General features: G+C 61.8%; 23 protein-coding genes. 9 read left to right on the top strand and 14 right to left on the bottom strand.

Going from position 1 to position 24583, the window contains the following annotated elements:
• Positions 1-14: 14 nt before the first annotated feature.
• The 4 genes from pstS to LMH93_RS11105 form a co-directional block, all read right to left on the bottom strand.
• Positions 15-1046: a phosphate ABC transporter substrate-binding protein PstS gene (gene pstS / locus LMH93_RS11120; protein ID WP_003254123.1), complete on the bottom strand. Its 1032-nt coding sequence runs from the start codon at positions 1044-1046 to the stop codon at positions 15-17.
• 316 nt (positions 1047-1362) lie between these two features.
• Complete coding sequence (locus tag LMH93_RS11115; protein WP_014753437.1) at positions 1363-1596, bottom strand: hypothetical protein; 234 nt, start codon at positions 1594-1596, stop codon at positions 1363-1365.
• Positions 1597-1667: 71 nt separating this feature from the next.
• On the bottom strand, positions 1668-2093 hold the full coding sequence (locus LMH93_RS11110) for an MAPEG family protein (RefSeq protein WP_003254126.1): 426 nt from the start codon (positions 2091-2093) through the stop codon (positions 1668-1670).
• Positions 2090-2404 (bottom strand): hypothetical protein, encoded by a 315-nt coding sequence (locus LMH93_RS11105; RefSeq protein WP_014860441.1) that lies wholly within the window; start codon positions 2402-2404, stop codon positions 2090-2092. Before LMH93_RS11105 ends, LMH93_RS11110 begins: the two co-directional genes overlap by 4 nt.
• Positions 2405-2510: 106 nt before the next feature.
• Here LMH93_RS11105 and LMH93_RS11100 point away from each other — a divergent pair, with 106 nt between their 5' ends.
• Positions 2511-3329, top strand: a complete 819-nt coding sequence (locus LMH93_RS11100; protein ID WP_003254128.1) for a helix-turn-helix domain-containing protein — start codon at positions 2511-2513, stop codon at positions 3327-3329.
• Here the strand turns inward: LMH93_RS11100 and LMH93_RS11095 are convergent.
• The 3 genes from LMH93_RS11095 to LMH93_RS11085 form a co-directional block, all read right to left on the bottom strand.
• Positions 3319-4104, bottom strand: a complete 786-nt coding sequence (locus tag LMH93_RS11095) for a 2-keto-4-pentenoate hydratase (protein ID WP_003254129.1) — start codon at positions 4102-4104, stop codon at positions 3319-3321. The genes LMH93_RS11100 and LMH93_RS11095 overlap by 11 nt on opposite strands.
• 138 nt (positions 4105-4242) lie before the next feature.
• Entirely contained in the window at positions 4243-5586 is a 1344-nt protein-coding gene (locus LMH93_RS11090) for an MFS transporter (RefSeq protein WP_070095498.1), read from the bottom strand.
• Between the two features lie 44 nt (positions 5587-5630).
• On the bottom strand, positions 5631-6773 hold the full coding sequence (locus tag LMH93_RS11085) for an iron-containing alcohol dehydrogenase (protein ID WP_230065162.1): 1143 nt from the start codon (positions 6771-6773) through the stop codon (positions 5631-5633).
• A 142-nt stretch (positions 6774-6915) separates the two neighbouring features.
• On the opposite strand from LMH93_RS11085, the gene LMH93_RS11080 reads away from it, so the two are divergent.
• Positions 6916-7905: a LysR family transcriptional regulator gene (locus tag LMH93_RS11080; protein ID WP_212628469.1), complete on the top strand. Its 990-nt coding sequence runs from the start codon at positions 6916-6918 to the stop codon at positions 7903-7905.
• Positions 7906-7950: 45 nt separating this feature from the next.
• Here the strand turns inward: LMH93_RS11080 and LMH93_RS11075 are convergent, their stop codons facing one another.
• Positions 7951-8415: an Lrp/AsnC family transcriptional regulator gene (locus LMH93_RS11075; protein WP_019751139.1), complete on the bottom strand. Its 465-nt coding sequence runs from the start codon at positions 8413-8415 to the stop codon at positions 7951-7953.
• Positions 8416-8534: 119 nt separating this feature from the next.
• Here LMH93_RS11075 and LMH93_RS11070 point away from each other — a divergent pair, with 119 nt between their 5' ends.
• The 3 genes from LMH93_RS11070 to LMH93_RS11060 all read left to right on the top strand — a co-directional run bounded on the left by LMH93_RS11070 (position 8535) and on the right by LMH93_RS11060 (position 10589).
• Complete coding sequence (locus LMH93_RS11070; RefSeq protein ID WP_004574220.1) at positions 8535-9254, top strand: AzlC family ABC transporter permease; 720 nt, start codon at positions 8535-8537, stop codon at positions 9252-9254.
• Positions 9251-9553 (top strand): AzlD family protein, encoded by a 303-nt coding sequence (locus LMH93_RS11065; protein WP_029380584.1) that lies wholly within the window; start codon positions 9251-9253, stop codon positions 9551-9553. The genes LMH93_RS11070 and LMH93_RS11065 overlap by 4 nt, the downstream gene beginning before the upstream one ends.
• Positions 9554-9713: 160 nt before the next feature.
• Entirely contained in the window at positions 9714-10589 is an 876-nt protein-coding gene (locus LMH93_RS11060) for a universal stress protein (RefSeq protein ID WP_012052064.1), read from the top strand.
• A 59-nt stretch (positions 10590-10648) separates the two neighbouring features.
• On the opposite strand, the gene LMH93_RS11055 is transcribed toward LMH93_RS11060, so the two are convergent.
• Positions 10649-11503, bottom strand: a complete 855-nt coding sequence (locus LMH93_RS11055) for a helix-turn-helix transcriptional regulator (protein ID WP_014753447.1) — start codon at positions 11501-11503, stop codon at positions 10649-10651.
• Positions 11504-11653: 150 nt separating this feature from the next.
• On the opposite strand from LMH93_RS11055, the gene LMH93_RS11050 reads away from it, so the two are divergent.
• Positions 11654-12208, top strand: a complete 555-nt coding sequence (locus LMH93_RS11050; protein ID WP_003254143.1) for a GNAT family N-acetyltransferase — start codon at positions 11654-11656, stop codon at positions 12206-12208.
• Between the two features lie 292 nt (positions 12209-12500).
• Positions 12501-13727, top strand: a complete 1227-nt coding sequence (locus LMH93_RS11045; RefSeq protein WP_003254145.1) for an MFS transporter — start codon at positions 12501-12503, stop codon at positions 13725-13727.
• 100 nt (positions 13728-13827) lie between these two features.
• Here LMH93_RS11045 and LMH93_RS11040 read toward each other — a convergent pair whose 3' ends face one another.
• The 4 genes from LMH93_RS11040 to pdxR form a co-directional block, all read right to left on the bottom strand.
• Positions 13828-14205, bottom strand: coding sequence for a DUF2493 domain-containing protein (locus LMH93_RS11040; RefSeq protein ID WP_230065161.1), 378 nt, complete (start codon positions 14203-14205; stop codon positions 13828-13830).
• A gap of 21 nt (positions 14206-14226) precedes the next feature.
• The gene (gene mgtA, locus LMH93_RS11035; RefSeq protein WP_230065160.1) at positions 14227-16941 is read right to left on the bottom strand and encodes a magnesium-translocating P-type ATPase; all 2715 of its coding nucleotides are present in this window, start codon (positions 16939-16941) and stop codon (positions 14227-14229) included.
• Between the two features lie 741 nt (positions 16942-17682).
• On the bottom strand, positions 17683-19308 hold the full coding sequence (locus LMH93_RS11030) for a methyl-accepting chemotaxis protein (protein ID WP_003254150.1): 1626 nt from the start codon (positions 19306-19308) through the stop codon (positions 17683-17685).
• A 270-nt stretch (positions 19309-19578) separates the two neighbouring features.
• Positions 19579-21075 (bottom strand): MocR-like pyridoxine biosynthesis transcription factor PdxR, encoded by a 1497-nt coding sequence (gene pdxR / locus LMH93_RS11025; protein WP_230065159.1) that lies wholly within the window; start codon positions 21073-21075, stop codon positions 19579-19581.
• Here pdxR and LMH93_RS11020 point away from each other — a divergent pair, their 5' ends adjacent.
• Together LMH93_RS11020 and LMH93_RS11015 are read left to right on the top strand one after the other, a co-directional pair.
• Positions 21076-22842: an NAD(P)H dependent flavin oxidoreductase family protein gene (locus tag LMH93_RS11020; protein ID WP_230065158.1), complete on the top strand. Its 1767-nt coding sequence runs from the start codon at positions 21076-21078 to the stop codon at positions 22840-22842. It begins immediately after the preceding gene.
• A 72-nt stretch (positions 22843-22914) separates the two neighbouring features.
• Positions 22915-23373 (top strand): GNAT family N-acetyltransferase, encoded by a 459-nt coding sequence (locus LMH93_RS11015; RefSeq protein ID WP_230065157.1) that lies wholly within the window; start codon positions 22915-22917, stop codon positions 23371-23373.
• 153 nt (positions 23374-23526) lie between these two features.
• On the opposite strand, the gene dapA is transcribed toward LMH93_RS11015, so the two are convergent.
• Positions 23527-24393 (bottom strand): 4-hydroxy-tetrahydrodipicolinate synthase, encoded by an 867-nt coding sequence (gene dapA, locus LMH93_RS11010; RefSeq protein ID WP_230065156.1) that lies wholly within the window; start codon positions 24391-24393, stop codon positions 23527-23529.
• Between the last annotated feature and the right edge of the window lie 190 nt (positions 24394-24583).

Raw genomic sequence — 24583 nt, 5'->3', positions numbered from 1 at the left:
GGAGCGCCTGGGTATTACTGGATGTTGGCGGACGCTTTACGCACCTGGTCGACTACCGACGGCGGCAGCGGGATGTACCCCATCGAGTCGGCGATGGTCTGGCCTTTGGTCAGGCTGTACTCGACCATTTCACGCATGGCCTTGGCTTTTTCCGGGTTGCCGTTGTCCTTGCGGAAAATCATCCAGGTATAGGAAGTGATCGGGTAGGACTTGGCACCGTCCGGGTCAGGCAGCCAGGCCACCAGGTTTTCCGGCATGTTCACCGCCGCCAGTGCTTCAGCACCGCTCTCGGCATTCGGCACGACGTATTGGCCAGCCTTGTTCTGCAACATGGCGAAGTCGACCTTGGCCAGCTTGGCGAAGCCGTACTCGATGTAGCCGATGGCGCCCGGGGTCTGGCGGACGGTGGCGGTTACGCCGTCGTTCTTCGGCGACTTGATGAACTTGTCGGTGGCCGGCCAGTTGACGGTGTTGCCTTCGCCCAGCCCTTGCTTGAAGTCAGCGTTGATGGCCGACAGGTGCTTGGTGAAGACGGCAGTGGTGCCGCTGGAGTCGGCACGCACGACCACGGTGATCGGGGTGGCAGGCAGCTTCAGGTCAGGGTTGGCCGCCGCGATTTGCGGGTCGTTCCACTGGGTGATCTTGCCGAGGAAAATATTGGAGTAGACGTCGCGCGGCAGCTTCAGCCCTTTAGGGTTACCCGGCAGGTTGTAAGCCAGGACGATTTCACCGGCGGTCATTGGCAGCAACTGCACGCCTTCGCCAACCTTGGCAATGTCTGCTTCGCTCATGGCCGAGTCGCTGGCGGCGAAGTCGACGGTCTTGTTCAGGAAGTCCTGAACGCCCGCGCCGCTGCCCTTGGACTGGTAATCGACGGTGACGCCAGCCGTGTTCTTGCTGAAGTCCTTGAACCAGGTCAGGTAGATCGGTGCAGGGAAGCTGGCGCCCGAACCGGTCAACCGAACGTTTTCTGCAGCAAAGGCTGCCGAGGTGGCGCAAAGGGAAACGGCAACGGCGAGTGCAGCAGACTTCATCAGGCGTTTCATCAAAATGTGCTCCATGTGATGGCCGGCACACTTTGCATCAGCTGTGTTACAACTTTGTGACTATTGAATGGCAGGCCGCGCAGTAGAGCTTATCGACTGTGCCATCAGACGCCGAGCCGGAACCCTGAAACGGCTCCGGCCTCAACGCTAACGCTTGAATGTGCCGATTGGATGACGGCCGTACGAGGCCAAAGCACCGCTCGCCCATTAGCCGGCACTTTTTAGACGCGCAGGGTTTCAACCGTTCAGGCAAACCGGCAAGCGCGAAGACCCTGTAACGCAGCACCAGGAACAAGAACCTGGCCACTGCAGGCGATCAACCGATGCCGGCAAGACCTGCATCACCGGCATCCGCACAGCGGTTGCGGCATGCACATTCGAACTCAGCCTGGGCACGGGTGGAAAAGTTCAGGCTCAGACGCATCTTGTCTTGGGTGTCGTAGAGGTCGTAACCCTCCCCCAGTGCGGCGGGAAAGCCAAGCCGCCGAGGATAAGCCTCTTTCTTGAGTGGCACTGCGGGAACCACAACGAAGCGTGTCTGCATGATCATCCCCTTCGGCAGTGCTTAAGTATTAGTACTGCTATGTGAAAGCATCAAGATCACTCATGCAATATTTTGGTTCAGCCGCCTATTCTCGCGGTGATGAGTGAGCAGAATCCCAGCAGGCAAATGACCCCGATGCCATAGAACAACGTTCTCCAGGGCTGCAAACCGCGCAGGTAGGCCAGCGTGTGCAGGACCCTGGCAACCGTGAACACCACACTCAGCCACAGTACCGGTAGCGTGGCGGCTTCCAGCGCAACAGCCAGCCCGCCGAGGGCAAAGAACAGGGGAATGTTCTCCAGGTCGTTGGCCCAAACCTTGGCAGCACGTATCACCTGCGGGCGTTCTGCGGCCTGGGCGACGCGCCCGAACACGGCAGCGTCCTCCGGGTTGGTGAACGCGACGAAGCGCAAGCGGTGATAGCCCTGATAGCAGGAAACCAGGAACATCTTGAGGAACAGCACCACCACACACAGCGCATAGGCCTGCAAGGCACTGCTCATGGCTGGCGCCCCTCGGCAACGCCTCTGATCACCAGGTACAGCAACGGCCCCAGCGAAACGAACACGACGGTCAGCAGCAGGTAAGGCAGCACCGCGATCCCGGCGCTGCCGCGCATGCGGTTGTCTCTCACCATCCAGCAACCGGCCAGCCCGGCCATCAGGTACAGGTCGATGAGCACCTGGGCCGTGTCCGGCTGTGCCAGCAGTGCCAGCCCGAATGCCAGCAGCGATTGCTCGGCAATCAGCATGGTCCAGCCGGTATACAGCGAAAACAGCACCAGTATTGCCAGCGCGCAGATACGCAAGCCCATATAGCTCTCCTTGATAGGGTTTGCCGGCACAGTAGTGATAGGGTTGCTTGCACTCAATGACCCGTGAGGTCATGGACATTGCACTCAAGGACGATCAGGGCAACGCATGAATCAGCATCTGTTCCATCGCAGCACCCCTGCCCCGCACATCTCAGCGGGCCAGCATCTTCGCGAACTGCGCCGTCAGGCCAACCTCAGCCAGCTGGAGCTGGCGCTGCTGACGGGGCTGTCGCAGCGTCATCTGAGCTGTGTGGAAACAGGACGCGCCAAGGCCAGCCCAGGCACGTTGCATGCCCTCCTCTCGGCCCTGGATGCGCCGCTGGAGCGGTGCAACGAAGTGTTCGTTGCTGCAGGATACGCGCCCCGCTACGCCGCCACGCCACTCGATGCGCCTGAACTGGCCTTGGTGAATACTGCCATCGAGCATATTCTGCAGGTGAACAACCCCGCTCCGGCGATCGTCATCGACAGCCACTGGGACGTCATCGCCGCCAACGCCAGTACCGGGCTGCTGCTGGCGATGGCCGGTGTCAGCGCACAGCCGGCAACCGGCCTCAACCTGCTGCAGACATTGCTGTGCCCCGGTGGTCTGGGTGATCACTTGGTCAACGCGCCGGAAATCCGCGCTGCAGCCTGGCAACGTGCCTCCCGGGAGGCCGCAGGCAATCCGGCACTGGCAGCGCGCTTGCGCGACTTGCCGGCACCGGCAAGCCCGTGCCAGATGACGACAGCCACCCCTCTGCTGCTGACCCGCGTGAACACCCCGTATGGTGAGCTGCGGTTCCTGTCCACGTTCACCACCTTTGGCATGCCGCAGGATGTCACCGTGCAGTCACTGCGCATCGAACACCTGATCCCCGCCGACCCACAGACCCGGCAAAGAATGCAGGCAGCGTTCGAGCAATGGTCGGCCGTTACAGCGTGAACGTCAGGGCCTGGCCAAGGAACCTGGCGCTGACCTGGTGGCCTGTTTCATGCAAGTCGAACGGCTGGCACATGGCCCCGGTGGTCACGATATCCCCGGCCTTCAAGGTCTGGCCACGCTCGGCAGCGTGCGCGTACAGGTGAGCCAGCGACACCAGCGGGTCGGTGGCCGCATCGCCAGACAAGCCACCGGCGCGCCATTGACCATCCACATGCACCTCGGTGGTTTCGGCCAGGTCGGCGAGCAACGGCACATTGATACCGGCGCCCAGGCTATTGCCGACCACCAATGCTTCAAACCCCACGTTGTCAGCCACAAAACTTGGCCAGCCGACAGCCTTGCGGTCGACAAAGCGCGAGCGCACCACCTCAAAGGTGACGCACGTGGCGCGAATATCCTCACTCACCGGTACGCGCCCGGCTTGCGGAGGAATATCCCGGTCCAGCACGAAGGCAATTTCGCATTCGATGGTCACCGGCGTAACCGCTGGCAGCGGGATATGTGCGCCATCGGCATGGCAACGCCCCGCTTCCAGTTGGCCAATCAAGGGCCGCGACAACTTGCCTGCACGCATGCCAGCCGGGCTGCCGACGCCCAGCTTCCACCCGGCGCGCTGGCCTGCGGCAGCAGCAAACAACTGGTCCTGGCTGTCATAGCCTTGTTTCAATGTCTCGGGCTTGAGGCTGGCGGGCAGTTCCGTCAGCAGGTCACCGCTGCGCCAGTGTTGCAGTAGCAAGGCTGCAGTGCGTTGGTGTACGAAAAGCGAACGGTTCATCAAGACCTCATTGAGATAGGCGATGGCAGGCAACAGATGCTATGACCTGAAATTGATAATGAGAAATATATTGTCATGATGCAAATCATCACAAATTGTTATTGAACTGCCTGATGAAATCCGCCTGCAGGTACATGCTCAGCGATCAGTGGAAACCGGCTGCTTCAACAACAACACATAAGCCATCGCAGCAACCGCGGCCACGGCGGCACTGATCAGGAATGCCGAAGCGAAGGACCCGGTCTGCTGAATGCTGAACCCGGTCACGATGGGCGCCACAGAGCCTGCCAGGTAGCCGCCGAAGTTCTGGATCGAGCCAAACGAGGCCACGCGCTGGCTATCGACCACGGTGTTGGCGATCATCCATGCGGTAGAGCTGGCCATGTTCACGCTGAACAGTGCGCAACACAGCAGCGCCACACTGAGCAGAAAGCCGCTACCGAACGACAGGGGAACGGTGAATGCGGCCGCCGCGAGCAACGCAGTCACGACAACCCGCTTGCGGCTACCCAGCACACTGGCACCGTTCTTCACCAGGCGGTCGCAGATGCGGCCCGCAACAATGGTGCCCAACGCGCCGAACACATAGGCCAGTGAAACCACCCAGGCGGTCTGGTACAGGCTCAAGCCATGCTCGCGCTCGAAGTAGCCTGGCAGCCAGGTCAGGTGCAGCCACAGCATGTAGATCACCCCCATGAAGCCCAATACTGCGCCCCAGGTGCTCTTGTGGCGGAACAGTTCGGCCCACGCCGCCAGTTGTGCCTGCACACTGGGCCTGGCGCTTGGCACCGCCTGTTTATGCGCCTGGGCCGCCAGCAGTTGCTCACGCGCCTCGGCAGGCAGTTCAGCCAGGTACCGCGCCTTGCTTTTGTAGAAGGCGAACCAGCAGGCGGCAACCAGAATGCCGAACACTCCGGTGACGATGAACATGCCGCGCCAGCCCCAGGTGACCATCAGCAGCGTCAGCAACGGCGGCGCCAGACACGGCCCGATGCAGGTCGATGACAGCACGATGCCGGTCGGCGTCCCCCGCTTCTCGGCCTCGAACCACTCCGCCAGCGCCTTGGCCGCCGACGGGAACATCGGCGCCTCGCCAATCCCCAGCACCACCCTGAGCCCGATGAATGCAGAAAAACTGTTGATCAGGCCAGAAGCCGTCTGTGCCACCGACCAGCCCAGCAGGGCCGCCCCCAGCGAAATCTTGCTGCCCAGGCGGTCGATGATCATGCCCAAGGGCAGTTGCGAAAAGGCATACGCCAGGGAAAACGCCGACAGCAGAATGCCCATCTGTGACGGCGTGATGCCCATGTCGCGCTGGATGGACGTATTGGCAATCGACAATGCACTGCGGTCGACGTAGTTGATGATGCCGATCACCAGCAACAGGCTGACGGTGATGACCTGGTACTTTCTGAACGGGTTCGAGCTGGCGACCGCTTCAGGTTCGCGGGCAAGCCCGGGTTGCGCATATTTGGTATTCATGGGCGTTCACTTTTGTTGTTATTGGTTGAACAGCAGGTAACGGCTTACATGGACGCTTCAAGCAGCCACTGGTAGTCCTCGGCAGATGCCTCACGTGGGTTGGTGCGGTGGCTGTGATCGGCCAACGCGCCCTGGACGATGCGTGGGAACAGGTCCGGGTTGACATCCAGTTCGCCAAGGCCGGTCGGCAGGCCCAGCGTACGGGTCATGTGGCGAATGGCATCTTCGATCTGGCTGTCATCGGCCAGCCCCATCGCCTGGGCGATGCGTTGCATCTTGTGTTCACTCACCACCGTTTCGGCCGTGCGGTTGAAGCGGATGACGGCAGGCAGGAAGATCGCATTGAGGGTGCCGTGGTGCAGGCGCGGGTTGATCCCGCCCAGCGCGTGGCTAAGGCTGTGCACGCAGCCCAGGCCTTTCTGGAAGGCCAGCGCACCTTGCAGCGATGCGCTCATCATGTTGATGCGCCCGTCCAGGTTGCCCGGCGCGCGGGTGGCTCGTTCGATGAAGCGCCAGGCCCGCCACAGGCCATCCAGGGCAATGCCGTCGGCAGGCGGGTTGAAGGCAGGTGCCATGAAGGTTTCCAGGCAGTGGGCAATCGCGTCCATGCCGGTGGCAGCCGTGAGTTGTGCCGGCAGCCCGAGGGTCAATGCCGGGTCACAGATGGCGGCCTTGGGCACCACATGGGGCGAGATCACCCCCACCTTGCGCCCGTCATCGAGTATCAGGATGGCACCGCGCCCGACCTCGCTCCCCGTGCCGGCCGTGGTCGGCACCGCAATCACCGGCGCAGTTGCCGGGGTGATCCGGGCCAGGCCGCCCTCGATCACCGCAAAGCCCTTCAACGGGCCGTCGTGCCGGGCACACACAGCCACCCCCTTGGCCAGGTCGATTGCCGAGCCACCGCCAATGGCGATGATGCCATCACAGCCATATGCCTTGAACATGGCCACGGCCTCACGCACGGCATGCTCGTTGGGATTGGGTGGCGTACCGTCGTAGATCGGCAGTTGTGCGGTGGTGCTGCCGAAGGTGTTCAACGCCGTATCGACGATACCGGCGGCACGCACGCCACGGTCGGTCACGATCAAAGGCCTGGTTATACCAATGCGCTCACATTCGGCGGGCAGGCAGGCAATGGCACCGATATCGAATTGGATCTGGGTGATGTAGTTGATCAGGGACATAAGGCTTGGCAGGCTCCTGGCTTTATTGTTCTGGGCGTTTCAGCCGCACTGGATGCGACACTGTGCAGCGCCAGTATAGGAATGCGCGGCTGGCCATGGTATTGAGAACAATCCATATCGGTATAACCAGGACGAATACCAGATGACCCCATCGCTCAATTCGATCATGTCCCGCCTGCACGCCCGCCACCTGCGCTTGTTGATCGAGTTGGACGAGCACCGCTCGCTGCTCGGTGCAGCAAGCAGCGTCGGGCTTACCCAGCCTGGTGCCAGCAAGGCCTTGCAGGAAATCGAAACCACCTTCGGCACTGTGCTGTTCAACCGCACCAACCGAGGCCTGGAGCCCACGGCCGCCGGGCACTGCGCCATCCGCTACGCACGCCTGTTGCAGACCGATATCGCCAACCTGCGGCACGATCTGGATGCGATCCTGCGTGGGGTCGGCGGCCGGCTGGCTGTGGGGGCGATCATGGGCGCGGTGCCGTTGCTGATGAAGGCGGTGTCACAGCTGGCCAGCATCCAGCCACAGATGTCGTTCGAAATCATCGAAGACACTAGCCAGTCGCTGCTGACGCAGATCGAGAGCGGCCGCCTGGACATCGCCCTGTGCCGCACCAGTGTCAGCAATACGCCGCAGCTGTTCGCCAGCACCTTTGTCCAGGATGAGACACTGGCGGTCATCGCCAACATCGACCACCCGCTCAAGCATGCGCCAAGCCTGAGCCTTGCCGACCTGGCCGAGAGCCGCTGGATCGTCTACCGGGCCAACATGCCCATGCGCGTGCAACTGGAGCGCGAATTTCACGATGCCGGGCTGCGCTTCCCGCTGCACCTGGTTGAAACCACTTCGATCCTGGCGACCTTGTCGCTGTTGCAAAACCGTCCTGACTTCGTTGCGCTGGTGTCGATCGACGTGGCCCAGCAATGTGCAATGAATCAACAGGTCAGCATACTGCCCTTGAGCATGGCCTCGGTCAGCGACCCCTACGAGTTGGTAACCCGTAAAGGCAGCCAGGCAACACCGGCCATGGACACGCTCACCGAACTGCTGCTGTTGCAGGGCCGACAGCGCTGCGACAGTGAGTGCGGTTTCCTGGCAGAAGCCACTGGGAAGTCCAGGCCGAAAGGCTAAGGGCCAAGACGGTGATGAGGCAGCTCTGAGTCATCAGCCTTGCAGCTACACCGGCAGTTCGGTGGTCAGCTTGATTTTTTCCATCGGGACTTCGGTCTTCACGTTCTGGACCACGCTCAGGCTGGTCAGGTGCGCCACCTGGAAGCGTCGATAGGCCTCCAGGTCTGCTGCCACCACCCGTAGCATCAAATCACAATCGCCCGCCATCACATGGCACTCCACCACTTCGGGCAACTGGCGCACAGCCTCGACAAATGCGTCCGTGGTTTCCTGGTCCTGACGCTTGAGCCACACCCTTACGAACAGGGTCAGGCCCAGCGAGACCTTGGCCGGGTCCAGCAGCGCCACATAACGCTGGATCACCCCGGCCTCCTCCAACAGGCGTACCCGGCGCAGGCACGGCGAGGCAGACAAGCCAACCTGTTTGGCCAGCTCCTGGTTCTGCAACCTGCCGTCGCGCTGCAGCGCCCGGAGGATACGGCGGTCGATGGCATCTAGCTTGATTGGCATTGAAAAACCTATTTTTCGACATTGTCGGTAGCAAATGCCAAATGCTCTGCCCATCAGCGCAACTGCGCAAGCCAATTTCAGTCGTTAATTGGAATAATTTGCCTCCATTGGAGGTGACCATGAATGCCCTTGAACCTGTACTGAACGACCCACCCGCCACCACGCCGCACACCGAACTGCGCCGTGGCGCCGTTGCCGCCCTGCCGGTATTGCTTGGGTTCATCCCCTTTGCCCTGGTACTCGGTGCGCAAGCTTCCCAGCAGCAATTGACAGCCGGCGCAGTGGCACTGATGACTGGCCTCAACTTCGGTGGCGGGTCGGAGTTGGCCGCAATCGAGCTGTGGACCTCACCGCCAGCAATCCTTGTGATTGTTGCCATGACCCTGCTGATCAACAGCCGCCACCTGCTGATGGGCGCGACGCTGGCGCCTTGCTTGAGCCACCTGCCGTTACCCAAGGCATTAGGAGCGCTGTTCTTCATGTGTGACGAGAGTTGGGCCATGGGCCTGGCCGATGCACGCCAGCGTGGTGGCTTCAGCCTGTGCTATTTCATGGGCGTGTCGCTATCCCTTTGGATCACCTGGGTCACCTTCACCAGCCTTGGCACACAGATCGGGCCATTGCTCGGGGACCTGCGCAGCTATGGCTTCGACATGGCCTTCGCCGCGGTCTTTCTGGTACTGCTCAAAGGCCTGTGGAAAGGTGTACACGCTGCCCTGCCATGGTTGTTCAGCCTGTTCACCGCAGCGCTGTTCTACCTGCTGATCCCCGGTGGCTGGTACGTGCTCGCGGGCACTGTAGCCGGCCTGGTGACCGCCTATTTGTGGGCCAAGCCATGATTGACGTTGCTACGCTGGTCACCATCGTTGGCATGGCCGTGGTCACCTACCTGACCCGTGCACTGGGTTTTTTACTGCTGCGCAACCGCACCCTGGGCCCGCAACTGACCCAGGTGCTGAACGCCGCGCCCGGCTGCGTGCTGATTGCCGTGATCGCGCCCAAGTTCGTTTCCGGGCACCCGGCCGACCTGATTGCTCTGGGGCTTACCGTGTACGCCGCTGCGCGGTTTTCCCTGTTGCCGGTGGTGGTATTTGCCATTGTCGTGACGGGGTTGCTGCGCGTGCTGTTGCCGGCATGACCTGCCGCTACACCTACACGCCATTGACCCAGATCAAGCCCTCGCGCCGGGTTCGCGCGACGATGGCTGCACGCAAGGAATGACTCAAGCACCGCCAGGCGCACAGTGCTCAAGGTTTACCGCTTGATCGCTGTGCGCGGCCTTGGCCAAGGAGCCCCACATGAACCCGATGAAACACATACTGGTTGCCACCGACCTTTCCCCACATGCCCGCAACGCCGCTGAGCGCGCTGCCTACCTGAGCGATGCGCAACAGGCCTCGCTGGACCTGCTCTACGTTGCCAACCCGGCACCCTTCGAGCGCCTCAAACAGTTGGTGACGCCTGATGACGATCTGTTGAAACGCGTACTGGATTGCGCAGGCGAGAAAACCCACGCACTGGCAGCACTGCTGTTCCAGCGTTACGGTATCTCCGCTGGCGTGCAGGTCGCCAGCGGCTCGGTGATCACGGAGATCAACCGGGTGGTGCAGGACAAGCACAGCGACCTGCTGGTGTGTGGGGCCAGGGGCCAGAGCGTGGCGCGGCGCCTGCTGCTGGGTTCGACCGTGCAGAAACTGCTCAACCGCATGCCCTGCCCTTTGCTGGTGGTCAAGCCGGCCCCTCGTGATGCCTACCGCACCGTGCTGGTGCCAGTCGACTTTTCGTCCGTTTCACTGCGCACCCTAGAATTGGCCAAGGCCATTGCCCCGCAAGCAGAGATCATTCTGCTGCATGTGTACGAAGCCCCGTTCGAAGCCAGCGTGCGCTTCGCCCATCTCGACCACGACACCCTCACCCACTACCGCAATGTCATCCGCAAGGATGCACAAGTACAGCTCGCGGCGCTGAGTGAGGCTGCCGGCCTGGCCGATGCACGGCAGATCCTCGTGCACGGCGACCCTGGCTGGCGCATTGCCGAGCAGGAACAGGAGCTGGAGTGCGACCTGATCGTGGTCGGCAAGCAGGGGGCAAGCGCGCTGGAGGAACTGCTGGTGGGCAGCGTCACCAAGCATGTACTGAACGAATCGCAGTGTGATGTGCTGGTCTCGCCATAGCATACCGTGCCTGCCGAGCACGCTGCTAAGCGCCCTCGGCAGGCGCCGCTGTGCAAGCGTCAGCCCTGCCCTTGCACGTTCTGCGCCTGCCTGCGGTAGCTGGAAAGCGAAAAACCGGTCTGACGTTTGAAATAGCGGCACAGGTAAGACGCGTCGGCAAAATTGAGCGCATCGGCAATTTGCCCGACAGCGTGATTACTGTAGGAAAGCAGTGCCTTGATTTCCAGGGTCACCTGCCGATCGATCAAACCTTTCGGGCTGGCATTGAAATACACCTTTGTCAGTTGCGACAGATAGAACGGGGTGATGTTAAGCGCGTCGGCATAGAACTTAACCTCGCGCTGCCGGGTGCTGTGTTTGCCTACCAGCTCCCAGAATCGCCAACTCAGCGCTTCCTTGCGGCTGAACGCCCTGCCTGCTGTCGGTAACACGGGAAGCTGCTCGGCAATCTTCAGGAAAAGGTTCTGTAGCTGGTTGCGCAGCATGATGTGCTGATAAGTGGCACAGCACCGCACAATATCGCGCATCTGCCCCATCCACCCTTCCAGCAGCGGCCTCTCGCTTTCGGCAAGTACACAGTGCGGATGGTCGTGCAGAAAGACGAACAATGAATTGGGCAGTGGGTAGGCGACCTCGGCAGCAAGTGCTTGTGGTATCAGGCAGAAAAACACCTTGAAGCATCGTGAGCGACACTTGAGCAAGGCTATGGTGTCTTCGGCCAGCACCAGCACATCTGCGCGCCTGACAGCATGTTCTTTGAAGTTCAGCGTGAAACGGGCAGCCCCGGACAGGCACACAAGCAGTGTCAGATAGGCATGACCGAATGACAGTGGCGCCCCCTGCCCATCGGCAAGCGTGCTTTCACCTGTCTGGATCGGATCACCAGCCGCGTAAAGTTTCGGAATGTGATGCATCGCACTCGGTACCACCGCCAGATAGAGCCAACAGCCTAACATCAAGCACCCGTGCAGTTTCGAAAAGTACCGATAATGCCAAGGTAGTGACGTTTACCGCGTGGCCAGTCGGCCATACGCTGGCCCACGGACCAGACACGAGTACAGGACATGAAATTGGAAACCGAACGTTTGCTGCTTCGCCCTTGGCTGGAGAGCGACGCTGCTGATTTGTACGAATATGCCAAGGACGAGCGCGTCGGCCCCGTTGCGGGCTGGCCTGTGCACACCAGTGTGGAGCACAGCCGCGAGGTCATTCGCGAAGTGTTCAACCACCCCGAAGTGTACGCCCTTGAACTCAAGCAGAATCAACGTGCCGTAGGCTGTGTCGGCCTGCTGACTGGCAGTAACAGCAACTTCGAGATCAGTGAACAGGAAGGTGAAATTTCCTACTGGATCGGGGTTCCCTACTGGGGCAAAGGCCTGGTTCCGGAGGCTGTGCGGGAAGTCATGCGCCACGCCTTCGAAACCCTGAAACTGCAGGCACTGTGGTGTGGCTACTACACTGACAACAGCCAGTCACAGGCTGCCCAGGCGAAGTGTGGCTTCCGTCATCATCACACCGAAGAAAACAAGCACAACCGCTTTCTCGACGACTATCGTACTGAGCACATCAGCCGCATCACCTACCAGCAGTGGGTGGAGGGTGAGCAACAGCAAAAGTAGCCGACGGCGACGCCCGTACGGTGCGTTCGATCACTCGCTGGGCACCCCGGTATACGACGCAGGAAAGAGAAGCTGACGCTGCAGGCTGCAAATTGCCATGGCCTGCACCGGTGCGGTACCGGTAGGGCGTAGTCGCTGACAGCGCGCTCTCCACAAGACGTTTCATCGATTGCACTGATGATTACTATCGAGCGGCCTGCCTGTCGGCCAGGCAAGGCCGCCTCTACAATCCCCTGCAAATCCCCCCGCTCCTGCGCCTGCTACAGGCGAGATCCCTCATGGAACCTAACCCATGCCAAGCAACAGCCAGGCCCCTCGCGGCCTTCCCGAACACAGCCAACAAAGCGTGACCCAGCAATGGCTGGCAATCCTCTCGGTAGCCGTGGGTGCTTTCGCCCTGGTCACCAGTGAGTTCCTCCCGGTGGGGGTGCTGAACGATGTGGCCAGCGACCTTGGCATCAGTGCAGGCCTTGCCGGCCTGATGGTGACCCTGCCAGGGATCATGGCTGCGTTAGCCGCCCCGTTGATTTCCGTAGGCGTCGGCGCGCTGGACCGGCGCTACCTGCTGATCGGCCTGACGCTGATCATGATCATCGCCAACGCAATCGTGGCCTACGCCGGCGACTTCAACTTGCTGTTGGTCGGCCGTGTGCTACTGGGTATCAGTATCGGCGGCTTCTGGGCGACAGCCATCGCCCTCAGCGGCCGCCTGGCACCTGACGGGATGGGCGTAGCCAAAGCCAACTCCATCATCATGGCGGGCGTAACCCTGGCGACGGTAGTGGGCGTGCCTGTCGGCACCTGGCTGAGTGGCCTGATGGGCTGGCGCATGACGTTCCTGGTCACTGCACTGGTAGGCGTACCGGTGCTGCTGGCACAGGTGTTCCTGCTGCCGCGGCTGATGCCGGAAAAGGCCATCCGCATCCGCGACCTGCCGGCGTTGTTCATCAACCCGCAAGCACGGGTCGGTCTGATCGCCGTGTTGCTGATCGGCCTGGCGCACTTTGCTGCGTACACCTATGTCGCACCGTTCTTCAAACAGAATGCCGGCTTTGACGGGCCTACGATCGGTTCATTGTTGCTGCTGTATGGCGTGGCCGGCTTCATGGGCAACATCTTCGCCGGCTTTGCGGCCAACCGCAGCGTGCGGCATACCCTGATGCTGGTCGCGCTCATGATCGCAGTCAGCACCGCCCTGTTCCCGCACTTCGCCACCGGCATGACGGGCGCCGCCATGCTGATCGCGCTGTGGGGCTTTGCCTTCGGTGCGTTCCCGGCCTGTGCCAATATCTGGATGTTTGTCGTGGCGCCCAAGGATGTCGAACGTGGCATGCCGCTGTTCGTGGCCCTGTTCCAGGTGATCATTGCCGTGGGCTCGTTCTTCGGCGGGCAAGTCGTAGACCATATGGGCACTGCGGTACTGCTGAGCCTGGCCACGGCGCTGGTGGGCTGTGGCTTTGTCACCGTGCTGGTGCTGGGGCGCAACGTCAGTAACGATCTGGCGGCACAGCCAGGTTAAGCAGCCGCCCAGGGCGGCTGCGCAAAGCTTGAGGCCGTGAAACCGAGGCGCCTGCTTCGCGGGCAAGCCCGCAGGTACCGTACGGCCCCAGGCGTTTGCATTAGCTGCAATCGCCCCGCTCGGGCTGGCGTGGTTGCCTGGCGCACATCACCTGAACCTCGGCGCCACGGGCCCTGGCCAGCAGCTCCTCGGTGTCATCGCCACCGGGCAAGGCAAGCAACAGGTCAGGGCGGCTGTCATTGAGCATGAACAGGTTGCGCAAGCGTTCGGCCTGCTTGCCGTACAGCTGCCAGTTTGGCGGGTAACGCACCAGATCGGCGCCATGCTCGCGCGCCCAGCTTTCGATTTCCCCTCCAATGGACTGGCTGCCACCGTGGATCAACACCCGGATCGGCCGCTGGCGCTGGACGTCGTCCAAGGCCTGGCGGCAGCGTCGGGTGTCGGCGTAGTTGCGTCCTGCACAAATCAGTACCCGCATGGTCTGCTCTCCTTGCATCGCTCAGAACCACTGGCCGAAACGGCGGATATAGAGGGTCTTCATGGCCTGGGCGACCACGCAGTAGCCCAGCAGGGTGGCGGCCAGCCAAGGGAAGTACTCCCACGGCAGCGGCACCAGGCCAACCATCGCGCCCACCGGGGAGAACGGGATGTAGATACCCAATGCCATGACCAGCCCCGTTGCCAATACCACCGGCAATGCAGCGGTGCTCTGGAAGAACGGTACCTTGCGAGTGCGCAGCATGTGCACTACCAGCGTCTGTGACAGCAAGCCCTCGATGAACCAGCCAGACTGGAACAGCGCCTGCATTTCGACGCTGTTGGCGGCGAACACGTACCACATCAGGGCGAACGTGGTGATGTCGAAAATCGACGACGTAGGACCTATCCACAACATGAAGCGGCCGATGTTGCGGGCATCCCATTTGCGTGGCTTGCTGAGGAACGCCTTGTCCATGCGGTCCCAGGGCAGCGACAGCTGGGAAAAGTCATACATCAGGTTCTGCAGCAACAAGTGGATCGCCAGCATGGGCAGGAACGGAATGAACGCACTGGCCACCAGGACCGAGAACACGTTGCCGAAATTGGAACTGGTAGTCATGCACAGGTACTTCATGATGTTGCCGAAGGTTTCGCGGCCTTTGAGCACGCCCTCCTCGAGCACCATCAGGCTCTTTTCCAGCAAAATGATATCGGCCGATTCCTTGGCAATGTCGGTGCCGCTGTCCACCGAGATACCGACGTCAGCATCGCGCAGGGCGGCGGCATCGTTGATGCCGTCGCCAAGGAAGCCCACGGTGTGACCATTGGCCTGCAGGGCCTTGAGCACCCGTGATTTCTGCAGCGGGGTGAGCTTGGCGAAGACGGTGCGCTCCTCCACCTGAAGCGTCAGGGTGGTGTCGTCCATGCCCTCGATGTCCTGGCCGAGCAAGGGCTGGCCTGGCGCCAGGCCCACTTCACGGCAGACCTTGGACGTGACCACCGGGTTGTCGCCGGTCAGTACCTTTACCTGCACGCCCATGTCGCGCAAGGCGGCGATGGCCGGGCCGGCCGTTTCCTTGGGCGGGTCGAGGAAGGTCAGCAAGCCCTGGATGACCAGATCGCGCTCATCTTCGGTGTGATACTGCGCCTTGCCTTCGGCCGCCGGGATCTCCCGGGTGGCAACCACCAGCACGCGGAAGCCGTCCTGGTTGAAGGCATCGACACTGGCCAGAAGCTGCTGGCGGCGGCACGGATCGAGGGCAACCACCTTGTCGCCTTCCTGCACATGGGTGGCGATGGCGAGCATTTCCTCGACCGCCCCTTTGCTTACCAGCAGGTGATCGCCCAAGGCATTCTTCACCACCACTGACAGGCGGCGGCGGATGAAGTCGAACGGCAGTTCGTCGACCTTTGCGTAGGCGTAAGGCGCCTGGAACTGGCGGTCCTGGCCGGCGAAATGCAGCACGGCCTGGTCCATCAGGTTGCGGATGCCGCTTTGGTGATGGCTGTTGAGCCAGGCCAGCTCAAGGATGCGCTTGTCGGTTTGGCCGTCGAAGCGCACAGAGTGCTCGAGGATGATCCGATCCTGGGTGAGCGTGCCGGTCTTGTCGGTGCACAGCACGTCCATGGAGCCCAGGTTCTGGATGGCGTTCAGGCGTTTGACCACCACCTTGCGCCGGGCCATGGCCACGGCGCCCTTGGCCAGGTTGGCGCTGACGATCATCGGCAGCATTTCCGGGGTCAGGCCCACTGCCACGGCAAGCGCGAAGAGGAAGGCATCACCCCAGTCGCCTTTCACCACACCGTTGATCATGAACACCACCGGCACCATCACCAGCATGAAGCGGATCAGCAGGCTGCTGACGCTGTTCACGCCGCGGTCAAAAGCGGTCTGGCTGCGCGAACCGGCAATGGCCTTGGCCAGCGAGCCAAAATAGGTGCGTCGGCCGGTGGCGACCACCACGGCGCGGGCGCGGCCACTGACCACATTGGTCCCCATGAAGCAGATGTTCGGCAACTCGAGCAGGTTGTCCTGATGTACGCCATGCTCGGCGGCGGACTTCTGCGCGACATTACCCAAGGTGTCGTACTTTTCGACCGGCAACGCCTCGCCGGTGAGCACGGCCTGGCTGATAAACAGGTCACGCGCTTCGAGCAGGCGGATATCGGCGGGAATCATGTCACCTGCAGAAAGCTGCACGATGTCGCCGGCCACCAGTTCGTCCATGGGCACTTCGCGCAGGCGCGGGGCTTGCCCGATCTGCTCGCGGCGCAACACCGTGGCAGTACTGCGCACCATTGCCTTGAGCGCGTCGGCAGCCTTGTTCGAGCGGTACTCCTGCCAGAAGCGCAGCAGGCTGCTGAGGCTGACCATGGTCATGATGATGATGACCTTGGTCAGGTCGGCATCGTCTGCTTCGCCTGCACTGACCGGCAGCCAGTAGTCGGTGACGAAGCTGATCCCGGCCAGGGTCAGCAGTACATAGATGAACGGGTTGTTCAGGGCCTTGAGCAGCTGCACCAGGGCGTGGGGTTGCGGGTCGTGGGCAACCTGGTTGGCCCCATCGCGCGCCAGGCGCTTGGCGGCTTCGTGCTCGGTCAGGCCCTGTTCGCTGGCATCGAGGTTGGCGAGGGTGACCGCCAGTCCATTGCGCGCTTCACGGGCGGCGCGGGTGGACAGGCGGGTTTCGCGTTCGGCCTTGGCCGATGAGGTGTTACGGTGTTTGACAGTCATGTTGCTGTGCTCCTGCCGCTGCGGCGGCACGACACACAGACGTTTCACTCAGGCGGTGAACGAAGGCATGTCGGGTCGCTGAATAATGCTGGTTCTTTCCGACAGTTGTCTGTCCGCTGCCGAGAGTCGGAAGTTGTATCGGCAGCGAACTTTCTACTCGCGCAATCCATGGTTTGATTCCTTTTCATAAACACAGGGCAATAGTTATCCCGCGAACTTTTAAGGTAAAAAGTTCGAGCACAAAGATACCGTTCAATATCTTTTATTCAGTGAGAAGTGCGGGGGCTCAAGCGTGCATGAACACGCACCAGCACCCCGCAACTACTTGGGGGGTGCTGGTGGTGGTCAAGGTAGCCGTGCAGACGCCGCGGCCAGGCGCGGGCCTGCCGCGGTGCAAGGCACGCAGGCTGGCGATGTGAAACGAATGACGTGAGGTTCATGAGCTTGCCTCCAACCGGCCAACACCGGCGGCGGCAAGTCACGGCGGAGCATCAGGCTCTGGCGCGGCTTGCCCGACCAGGGTGTCGGGACCGGTGTTCCGGTTCAAGTGCCTGACCCGGCCATTTGGCAAAGGTCAGGCAGCGACGAGATACTGTGTCCATTGAATTCTTCAGTGAAGGGAAAAAAGGCCCCGCGCTCGGGGCGGTCGAACTTTATTCAAGCGTAGTATCGAAGTCAACCCGCAAGGGGAACTTTAAATAAGTTTAACCTTATCTTAATGTTCCACGCAGGCGCAGCGCCTCAAACCTTGAACCGCCCCACCAACGCCGTCATCTCCCCCACCAGCCCCGACAACGCCTTGCTCGCCTCGCTGGTCTGCTGCGCACCCGCCGCGGAATGGTTGGACAGTTCGCGGATGTTCAGCAAGTTGCGGTCTACTTCCCGCGCCACCTGAGCCTGCTCTTCGGCCGCACTGGCAATGACCAGATTGCGCTCGTTGATTTCGCCGATCGCACTGTAGATGCCCTCCAGCACTTGCCCCGAGGCCAGGGTCACGTCCAGTGTCGACTGGGCGCGGTTGGTGCTGGCCTGCATGGATGCCACCGCAGCTTCGGTCCCCGCCTGCACGCTGCCGATCATCTGCTCGATTTCCTGGGTCGATTGTTGCGTGCGGTAGGCCAGTGTGCGCACCTCATCCGCCACCACCGCAAAGCCGCGCCCGGCCTCACCGGCACGGGCCGCCTCGATGGCAGCATTGAGCGCCAGCAGGTTGGTCTGCTCGGACACCGAGCGGATCACTTCCAGCACCTTGCCGATGTCCCGCACCTGCCCCACCAACTGCTGCAGGTGCGCACTGCTGGTCTGGATTTCGCGGGTCATGGCTTCGGTGCCGTCGATATTTTCGCTGACTTGCCGGCGGCTTTGCGCGGCCAGCTGGTTGGATTCACTGGTGGTTTGCGAGGTGGTGATCGCGTTGCGCGCCACCTCCTCCACTGCCGTGGTCATTTCGGTCACGGCGGTGGCGGCCTGCTCCAGCTCCTGCCCCTGCTGACGCAGGTTGTTGGCGCTTTCCTCGGTGACCGCGTTCAACGCCGTGGCGGCGGCGTCCAGCTGCCGGGCACAGTTGTTGATCTGCCCAAGGGTGTCGCGCTGGCTCTGCTGCATGCGCTGGAGCTCATGGAACAGTTGGCCGATTTCGTTGTTACCCTGCCCTTGCACCGGCACACTCAGGTCGCCACTGGCAATGCGCCGGAAATGCCCACCGGCTTCACGCAGGGGGTGCAACACACGCTGGGCAATGAACGCCCAGCACAGCACCGCCAGCACCACGGTCATGCCCAGCAGGCACAGGCTCAGCAATTGCGCCCGGGCCAGACGCCGGTCGGACTCGAGCATGATTTGCTGGCCACGTTCGCTCAGTGTGGTCACCAGCTGCTGGCGCAGGGTTTGCAAACGCCCCATGGCATTACCGGCATCGCTGTTGACCTTGAAGTACTGCTCCAGCGAACGCTGGCGGGTCGCTTCACGCTGCCCCGCCACCGCCTTGGCGTATTCGGCAAAGGTAGCCTGCAGCTCGGTTGCCAGCACGCGAAGAGCGGGTTCACGGGCGTTTTCGACAAATTCGTCGACCAGCGTCTGGCTCTTGTTGTTCAGCTCCACCGACAGCGCCATGCGCTTGCCTGCACTCTCGTCATGGCCACCCAACTGCTCGATAAAGCCCGAAGACACGTTGGCGCTGGAGCGAATCGCCATCAGCAACGCATTGTTCAACCGGTCCGACTGGTGCGCAGTCTGGTCCAGTTCAGTGATCTGCTGGTCGCTACCCACGGCAGCCCACCAGGCACTGGCCGTCGAAAACAGCAGGGTCAGGCTGAACAGCGACAACACCCAGAACATTCCGGTGCGAATTTTCAGGTTGGCAAGCATGCGGGCAGTACTCCTTGTTGGCACCACTTCTGATCGAAGATTCGAGGGTGGGTGTGCTGCTATCGGAGGTGCTGGCGCAGGCTTGAGGCGCCGTGATGCGGTTATGTGCGGTAACCGAACGGAATGCGTTGAGACCCAGAGGCTTCGCGACCCTTGGGGGCGGAACCCTCTTGCACAAGTCCTGAGGCCAGCGCGATCACTGTGGGAGCGGGCTTGCCCGCGAACACGGGCGAAGCCCGTGCCATCCCCTGTCGCGACAGAAGGCCGTGCCTACAGCCACCGCGCCTTGCCAATCGCTTTCGCGGCGTCTGCCAGGCGTTGGGTCGCCTGCCGGATCTCATCCGCATCCAGCGAAGCAAACCCCAGGCGCAAGGCATTCTCGGCATGGCCAAACGGTGAAAACTGTCGCCCACTGCGCACCACCAGGTCCCGTTCCAGCGCTTTGTCGACCAACTGATCCACGTTGATCTCATCGGCAAACCTCACCCACAGCGCCAGGCCACCTTCTGGCGCCTGCACGCTGATCTGTTCGCCGAACGCATCGCGCAAACACCCCAACAGGGTCTCGCGCCGGCGCCGGTACTCGCGGTTGACCCGGCGCAGGTGCTTCTTCAGTTCGCCATCATTGATCAGGTCCGCCAACATCTGCTGCATGACTGCATCGCCCTGCCCCAGGGTCAGCATCGCCCTGCGTTCCAGCACGGTTGTCACTTCCTCCGGTGCCACGATATAGCTGCAACGGAACGTGCTGCCCAAAGGCTTGGACAGTGAGCCAATGTAAATCACGTGCCGCTGCTGGCGGTCGCTGGCCAACGGCAGATAAGGCCGCCCGGCAAAGTGGTATTCGTAGTCGTAATCTTCTTCGACCACGCAAAAGGCATGCTGGCGCGCCAGCTCCAGCAACTGTTGCCTGCGCCCGGCTGGCAGGCTGACCGTGGTCGGGAACTGGTGATGGGGTGTTATGTACATCATCCGCACCTTGTGCTGCCGGCACAGGGCATCTAGCTGATCGACCCGGCAGCCCTCATGGTCCAGCTCCACGGTCACCAGGCGGGCACCCAGCTGACGGAAGATCTCCCAGGCAGGGGGGTAACTCAGGCGCTCGACCAGCACAACGTCACCCGGCTTGAGCAACACACTGGCCACCAGGGACAGCGACATCTGCACCCCCTGGGTCAGGCAGATATGCTCGGCGCCAACGTTCAGGCTGCGATTGTGCCGCAGCATGTCGGCCAGGGCGCTGCGCAGGTAGCGGCTGCTGCACTCGCTGCCGTGGCGCACGCTATTGCTGCTGAAGCTGCTGCGCAAGGCATTGCGGTAATAGCGGTGCAGTACAGCCTGCGGTAGCAGGCGGTGGTCACAGGCGCCGTTGTCGAAGAACAAGGCCCCTGGCCGGCCTTGTTGGGCTACAGCCTGTTCGTTCGCCTTGAAGTAGGCAACGGCAGGTTCCTCTGGCAGCGCCAGGGCAAAAGGCCGCACGGCACCGCAAACGGCCGCTGTGCCAGGCGCCAGCTGCTGGCTGACAAAGGTGCCCCGGCGTTGCACGCTTTGCAGCCAGCCTTTGGTTTCGGCTTCCTCATAAGCAAGGATCACGGTCTTGCGATTGACGTTCAGCAGTTGCGCCATCTCCCGCGTGCCCGGCAACGGCGTGCCAGGGCGCAGGCGACCCTCGCTGATTGCGGCCACCAACCCTTCGACGATCTGCCGGTACGAAGCTTGTGCCCCATCGAGTTTGAGCAGTGGCTGCCATTTACGAAGCTGGACCATATGAAATATCCAAAACTGGAGGTTCTGCTGGTCCTGGACTATAGCAACAATCGAACCTCCATATGCCCCGAGGTGCTCATGCAAAGCCGCCACGTCATTGAAATTTCGCCCTCGGGCAAAACCTTCGAAGCCAGCCAGGAGCTGCTGCTCGACGCCATGCTCGCCAGCGGCCTGCCGGTACCCTTCTCCTGCCGCCGCGGCGCCTGCGGCTCGTGCAAGGTCAAGGTGGTGTCGGGGCAGCATCAGGACAAGCAGCGGGATGCGGACACGCCGCCGCCTTCCTACCCCTTGGCCGCCGACGAGATGTTGCTGTGCCAGAGCCACGCCTGCAGCGACATGCGCCTGGAAATACCCGGCTGGTCACTGGACGCACCCGCACTGGAAACCCAGGCACAGGTGGTTGGCAAGCGCGCGCTGAGCGCAGATATCGTCGAGCTGGTGTTGCAACCTGCTCAGCCGCTGGAGGTGCGGGCGGGCCAGTACATGCGGTTTCAGTTGGACAACGGCGACAGCCGCTGTTTCTCCATTGCCAACCTGCCTGCCCAGGCACAAGGGCAACTGGTGTTTCACATCCGCAAGGTCAGCGGCGGCCTGTTCACTGAAGGTTTGCTGCCCACCCTGCAAGCAGGTGCAACGGTAAAGCTCGAGGGCCCGCTGGGCGCCTGTACCTGGCAGCACGATGATCAACGCCCGCTGATCCTTTTCGCCACCGGCACAGGTTACGCCGGCATCAAGCCGCTGTTGCTGACAGCCTTGGCCGGCGATGCCGACGTCACGCTGTATTGGGGCGGCTCTTCGCCGGCGGATTTCTATGACCGCGAATTTCTCGACGTGTCCAGCCGTGTGCACCCGCACTTTCGCTGGCAACCGGTGCTCTCGGCCCAGGCACGTATACAGCAGGTGGCGCTCAGCCAGACACATCGCTGGCACGAAGCCCAAGTCTATGCCTGTGGCAATGCCACGATGATCACCCAGGCCCGCGAACAATGCCTTGCAGCAGGGGTAAAGCCCCATCGCTTTGTCGCCGAGGCCTTTGTCGCCAGCGGCGCACTGACAACGCAGGCTTCCTCTGCCAACCCGCTGCACCCTGAGCTGGAAAAGGTCGGCCCGCGTTATTCGCTGGACGGCATGCTCGCTGCCCGCGAGCAGTCGGTACGGGCCGTGGCCGCCATTGCCAGCCAACTGCAGGTCGGCATGACCACCGCCCAGGCACTGGAGATGGCCGCGCATACCCTGCAGGCGATGGGCGCCTCACACACCTGGCACCCCACCTACATCCGTTTTGGTGACGATACCGTGCGTACGCCACGGCAAGGCATTGACCTTCAACGCGTGTTACGTACCACGGACATCGTCGTTGTCGACGTTGGCCCGGTTTGGGATGGCTATGAAGGTGACTATGGCGATACCTTCGTGTTTGGCCAGCACGCCCTGCACCACGCCTGCGTGAAGGCACTGCATGAAGTGTTCGACGAGACCCGCCAGGCCTGGGGCCGCGGGTTGACCGGACGTGAACTGTATGACTTCGCCGAGCGCAGTGCCCAGGCCAAAGGTTGGCAGCTGGAGCGCAACTTGGCCGGGCATCGCATCGCCGACTTCCCGCATGTGTTGTATAGCCAGGACAAGCTGGCCGAGGTGGAGATTGTCCCGAGCGAGGTGGTGTGGGTGCTGGAGATACAACTGTGCCACCCTACCGAACCTGTCGGGGCATTCTTCGAAGACATCCTGATTGGCGAACGCAAGCCGGGCGCTGCCAAGGCAGCTTGATGCCGCATCGGCCTCTGAACCCGTAACAGGTTAAAGTGGGCAACAGAAGGACACCCGACAAGGACGATTACCATGCCAGTACGCACGCTCACCCCTGACGACCTCCCCCAAGCCTGCGCCTTGTGCATGGATGCCTTCATGCAGGCAGTCGCGCCCACGCTGTCGGCGCAAGGTATCGAGACCTTTACCCAGGTGTCGGCACCCCAGGCGTTTGCCGAGCGCATGCAAGGTGACAACCTCATGCTGGCCTGTTTTGTCGAAGGTGCTATCGCGGGGCTGATCGAGCTCAAGGAAGGCCGTCACATTGCGATGCTGTTCATTGCACCAGGCCTGCAACGCCAGGGCATAGGCAAGCGGTTGATGAACGCAGCACTGGAGCATGCCAGCGCTGAGGTGGTGACGGTAAAGGCATCACTGTCTTCTGTACCCGCCTACCAACGCTACGGCTTCACCCTGGCAGGCGACGTGGGTGAGTTTGCCGGGCTGGTGTATCAGCCGATGGAAAAGCGCCTGCCGACCCAGCCAGCGTAGGAGCAACCTGGAGTCGCGACAGGGCCGCAAAGCGGCCCTGGCAATACTCTGTCTCAGCGCGTAGCTGGCAGAAATCCGCTCGCGAGGCACCCGCCGACCCCGAACCGACCAAGGGTGTGGCGGCTTGTCAACCCGCCATCAACCGTTGCCGCTTCAGGCGCCGAGCGAACACAGCACGCTTTGCAGCTTGTCTCGGGTGGTATTCGTGCACGCCTGCATGGGCTCGCGCAGCTCGTCTGCAATCAGGCTTTGCAGCTGCAACGCCGCCTTGACCACGGCCGGGTTGGGCTCGGCAAAGGCCACTTTGATCCAGGGCAGCAACTGGTAGAACGTACCACGCGCGGCGGCCCAATCACCGCTGTCAATCTGCTGCACCATGCGTACGTAAAGGTCGGCGCGCACATGTGCGGAGGCTGAAATGGCCCCTGCCCCACCCAGGCACAGGTTATTGAAGATCTGCAGGTCTTCACCGGCCAGCACCTGGGCGTGGCCGTCCTCGATCAGGGCCATGGTCGTCTCGCTGTCACCACCACAGTCTTTCACCGCTGCAATGCGTGGATGGCGCACGATACGGCGCAGGGTTTCACGTTCGATGCGTACGCCAGTGCGGTAGGGAATGTCGTAGACGATCACTGGCACGCTGGCGGCATCGGCCACGGTGGCGAAGAAGGCTTCGATGCCAGCCTGCGAAGGGCGGATGTAGCAAGGTGCGGGAACCAGCAGTCCGCCAATGTCACGTTGCTGGATTTCAGCCTGGAAGGCCAGCAACTCACGCAGGTTGTAACCTGACAGGCCCATCACCACCCTGCCAGGCTCCACCCAGGCCAGCACGGCATCCAGCACTGCCAGTTGCTCGGCCTTGGACAACGCCGCTGCCTCACCCGTGGTACCGCACACCACAAAACCGGCCACACCGTCTTCGAGCAGCTTCTTCACCAGCTTTTCCAGGCCTGGGAAGTCGATTTCATTGGCGCGCATTGGCGTGACGAGGGCGATCCAGATACCACGGAAATTCGACATGCAAAAACTCCTGATGTTGACCGAAAGTCAGCGTCAGCAGGGCGAAGAGTGGAAGTGGTGGCAGGGATACCTGGCGCCTTCTGTCTCGTCAGCCCACCTGACGAGACAGCGCGCCTCGGTCAGATGAGCGGCTGTTTCTTGGATTTCTTGGCAACGGCAACGCACGCGTCTGCCTGAGCGATGAAGCCCG

The sequence above is a fragment of the Pseudomonas sp. CIP-10 genome, assembly GCF_020911845.1.
GTDB lineage: Bacteria > Pseudomonadota > Gammaproteobacteria > Pseudomonadales > Pseudomonadaceae > Aquipseudomonas > Aquipseudomonas alloputida.
This window is presented reverse-complemented; position numbering and strand designations above follow the sequence as displayed.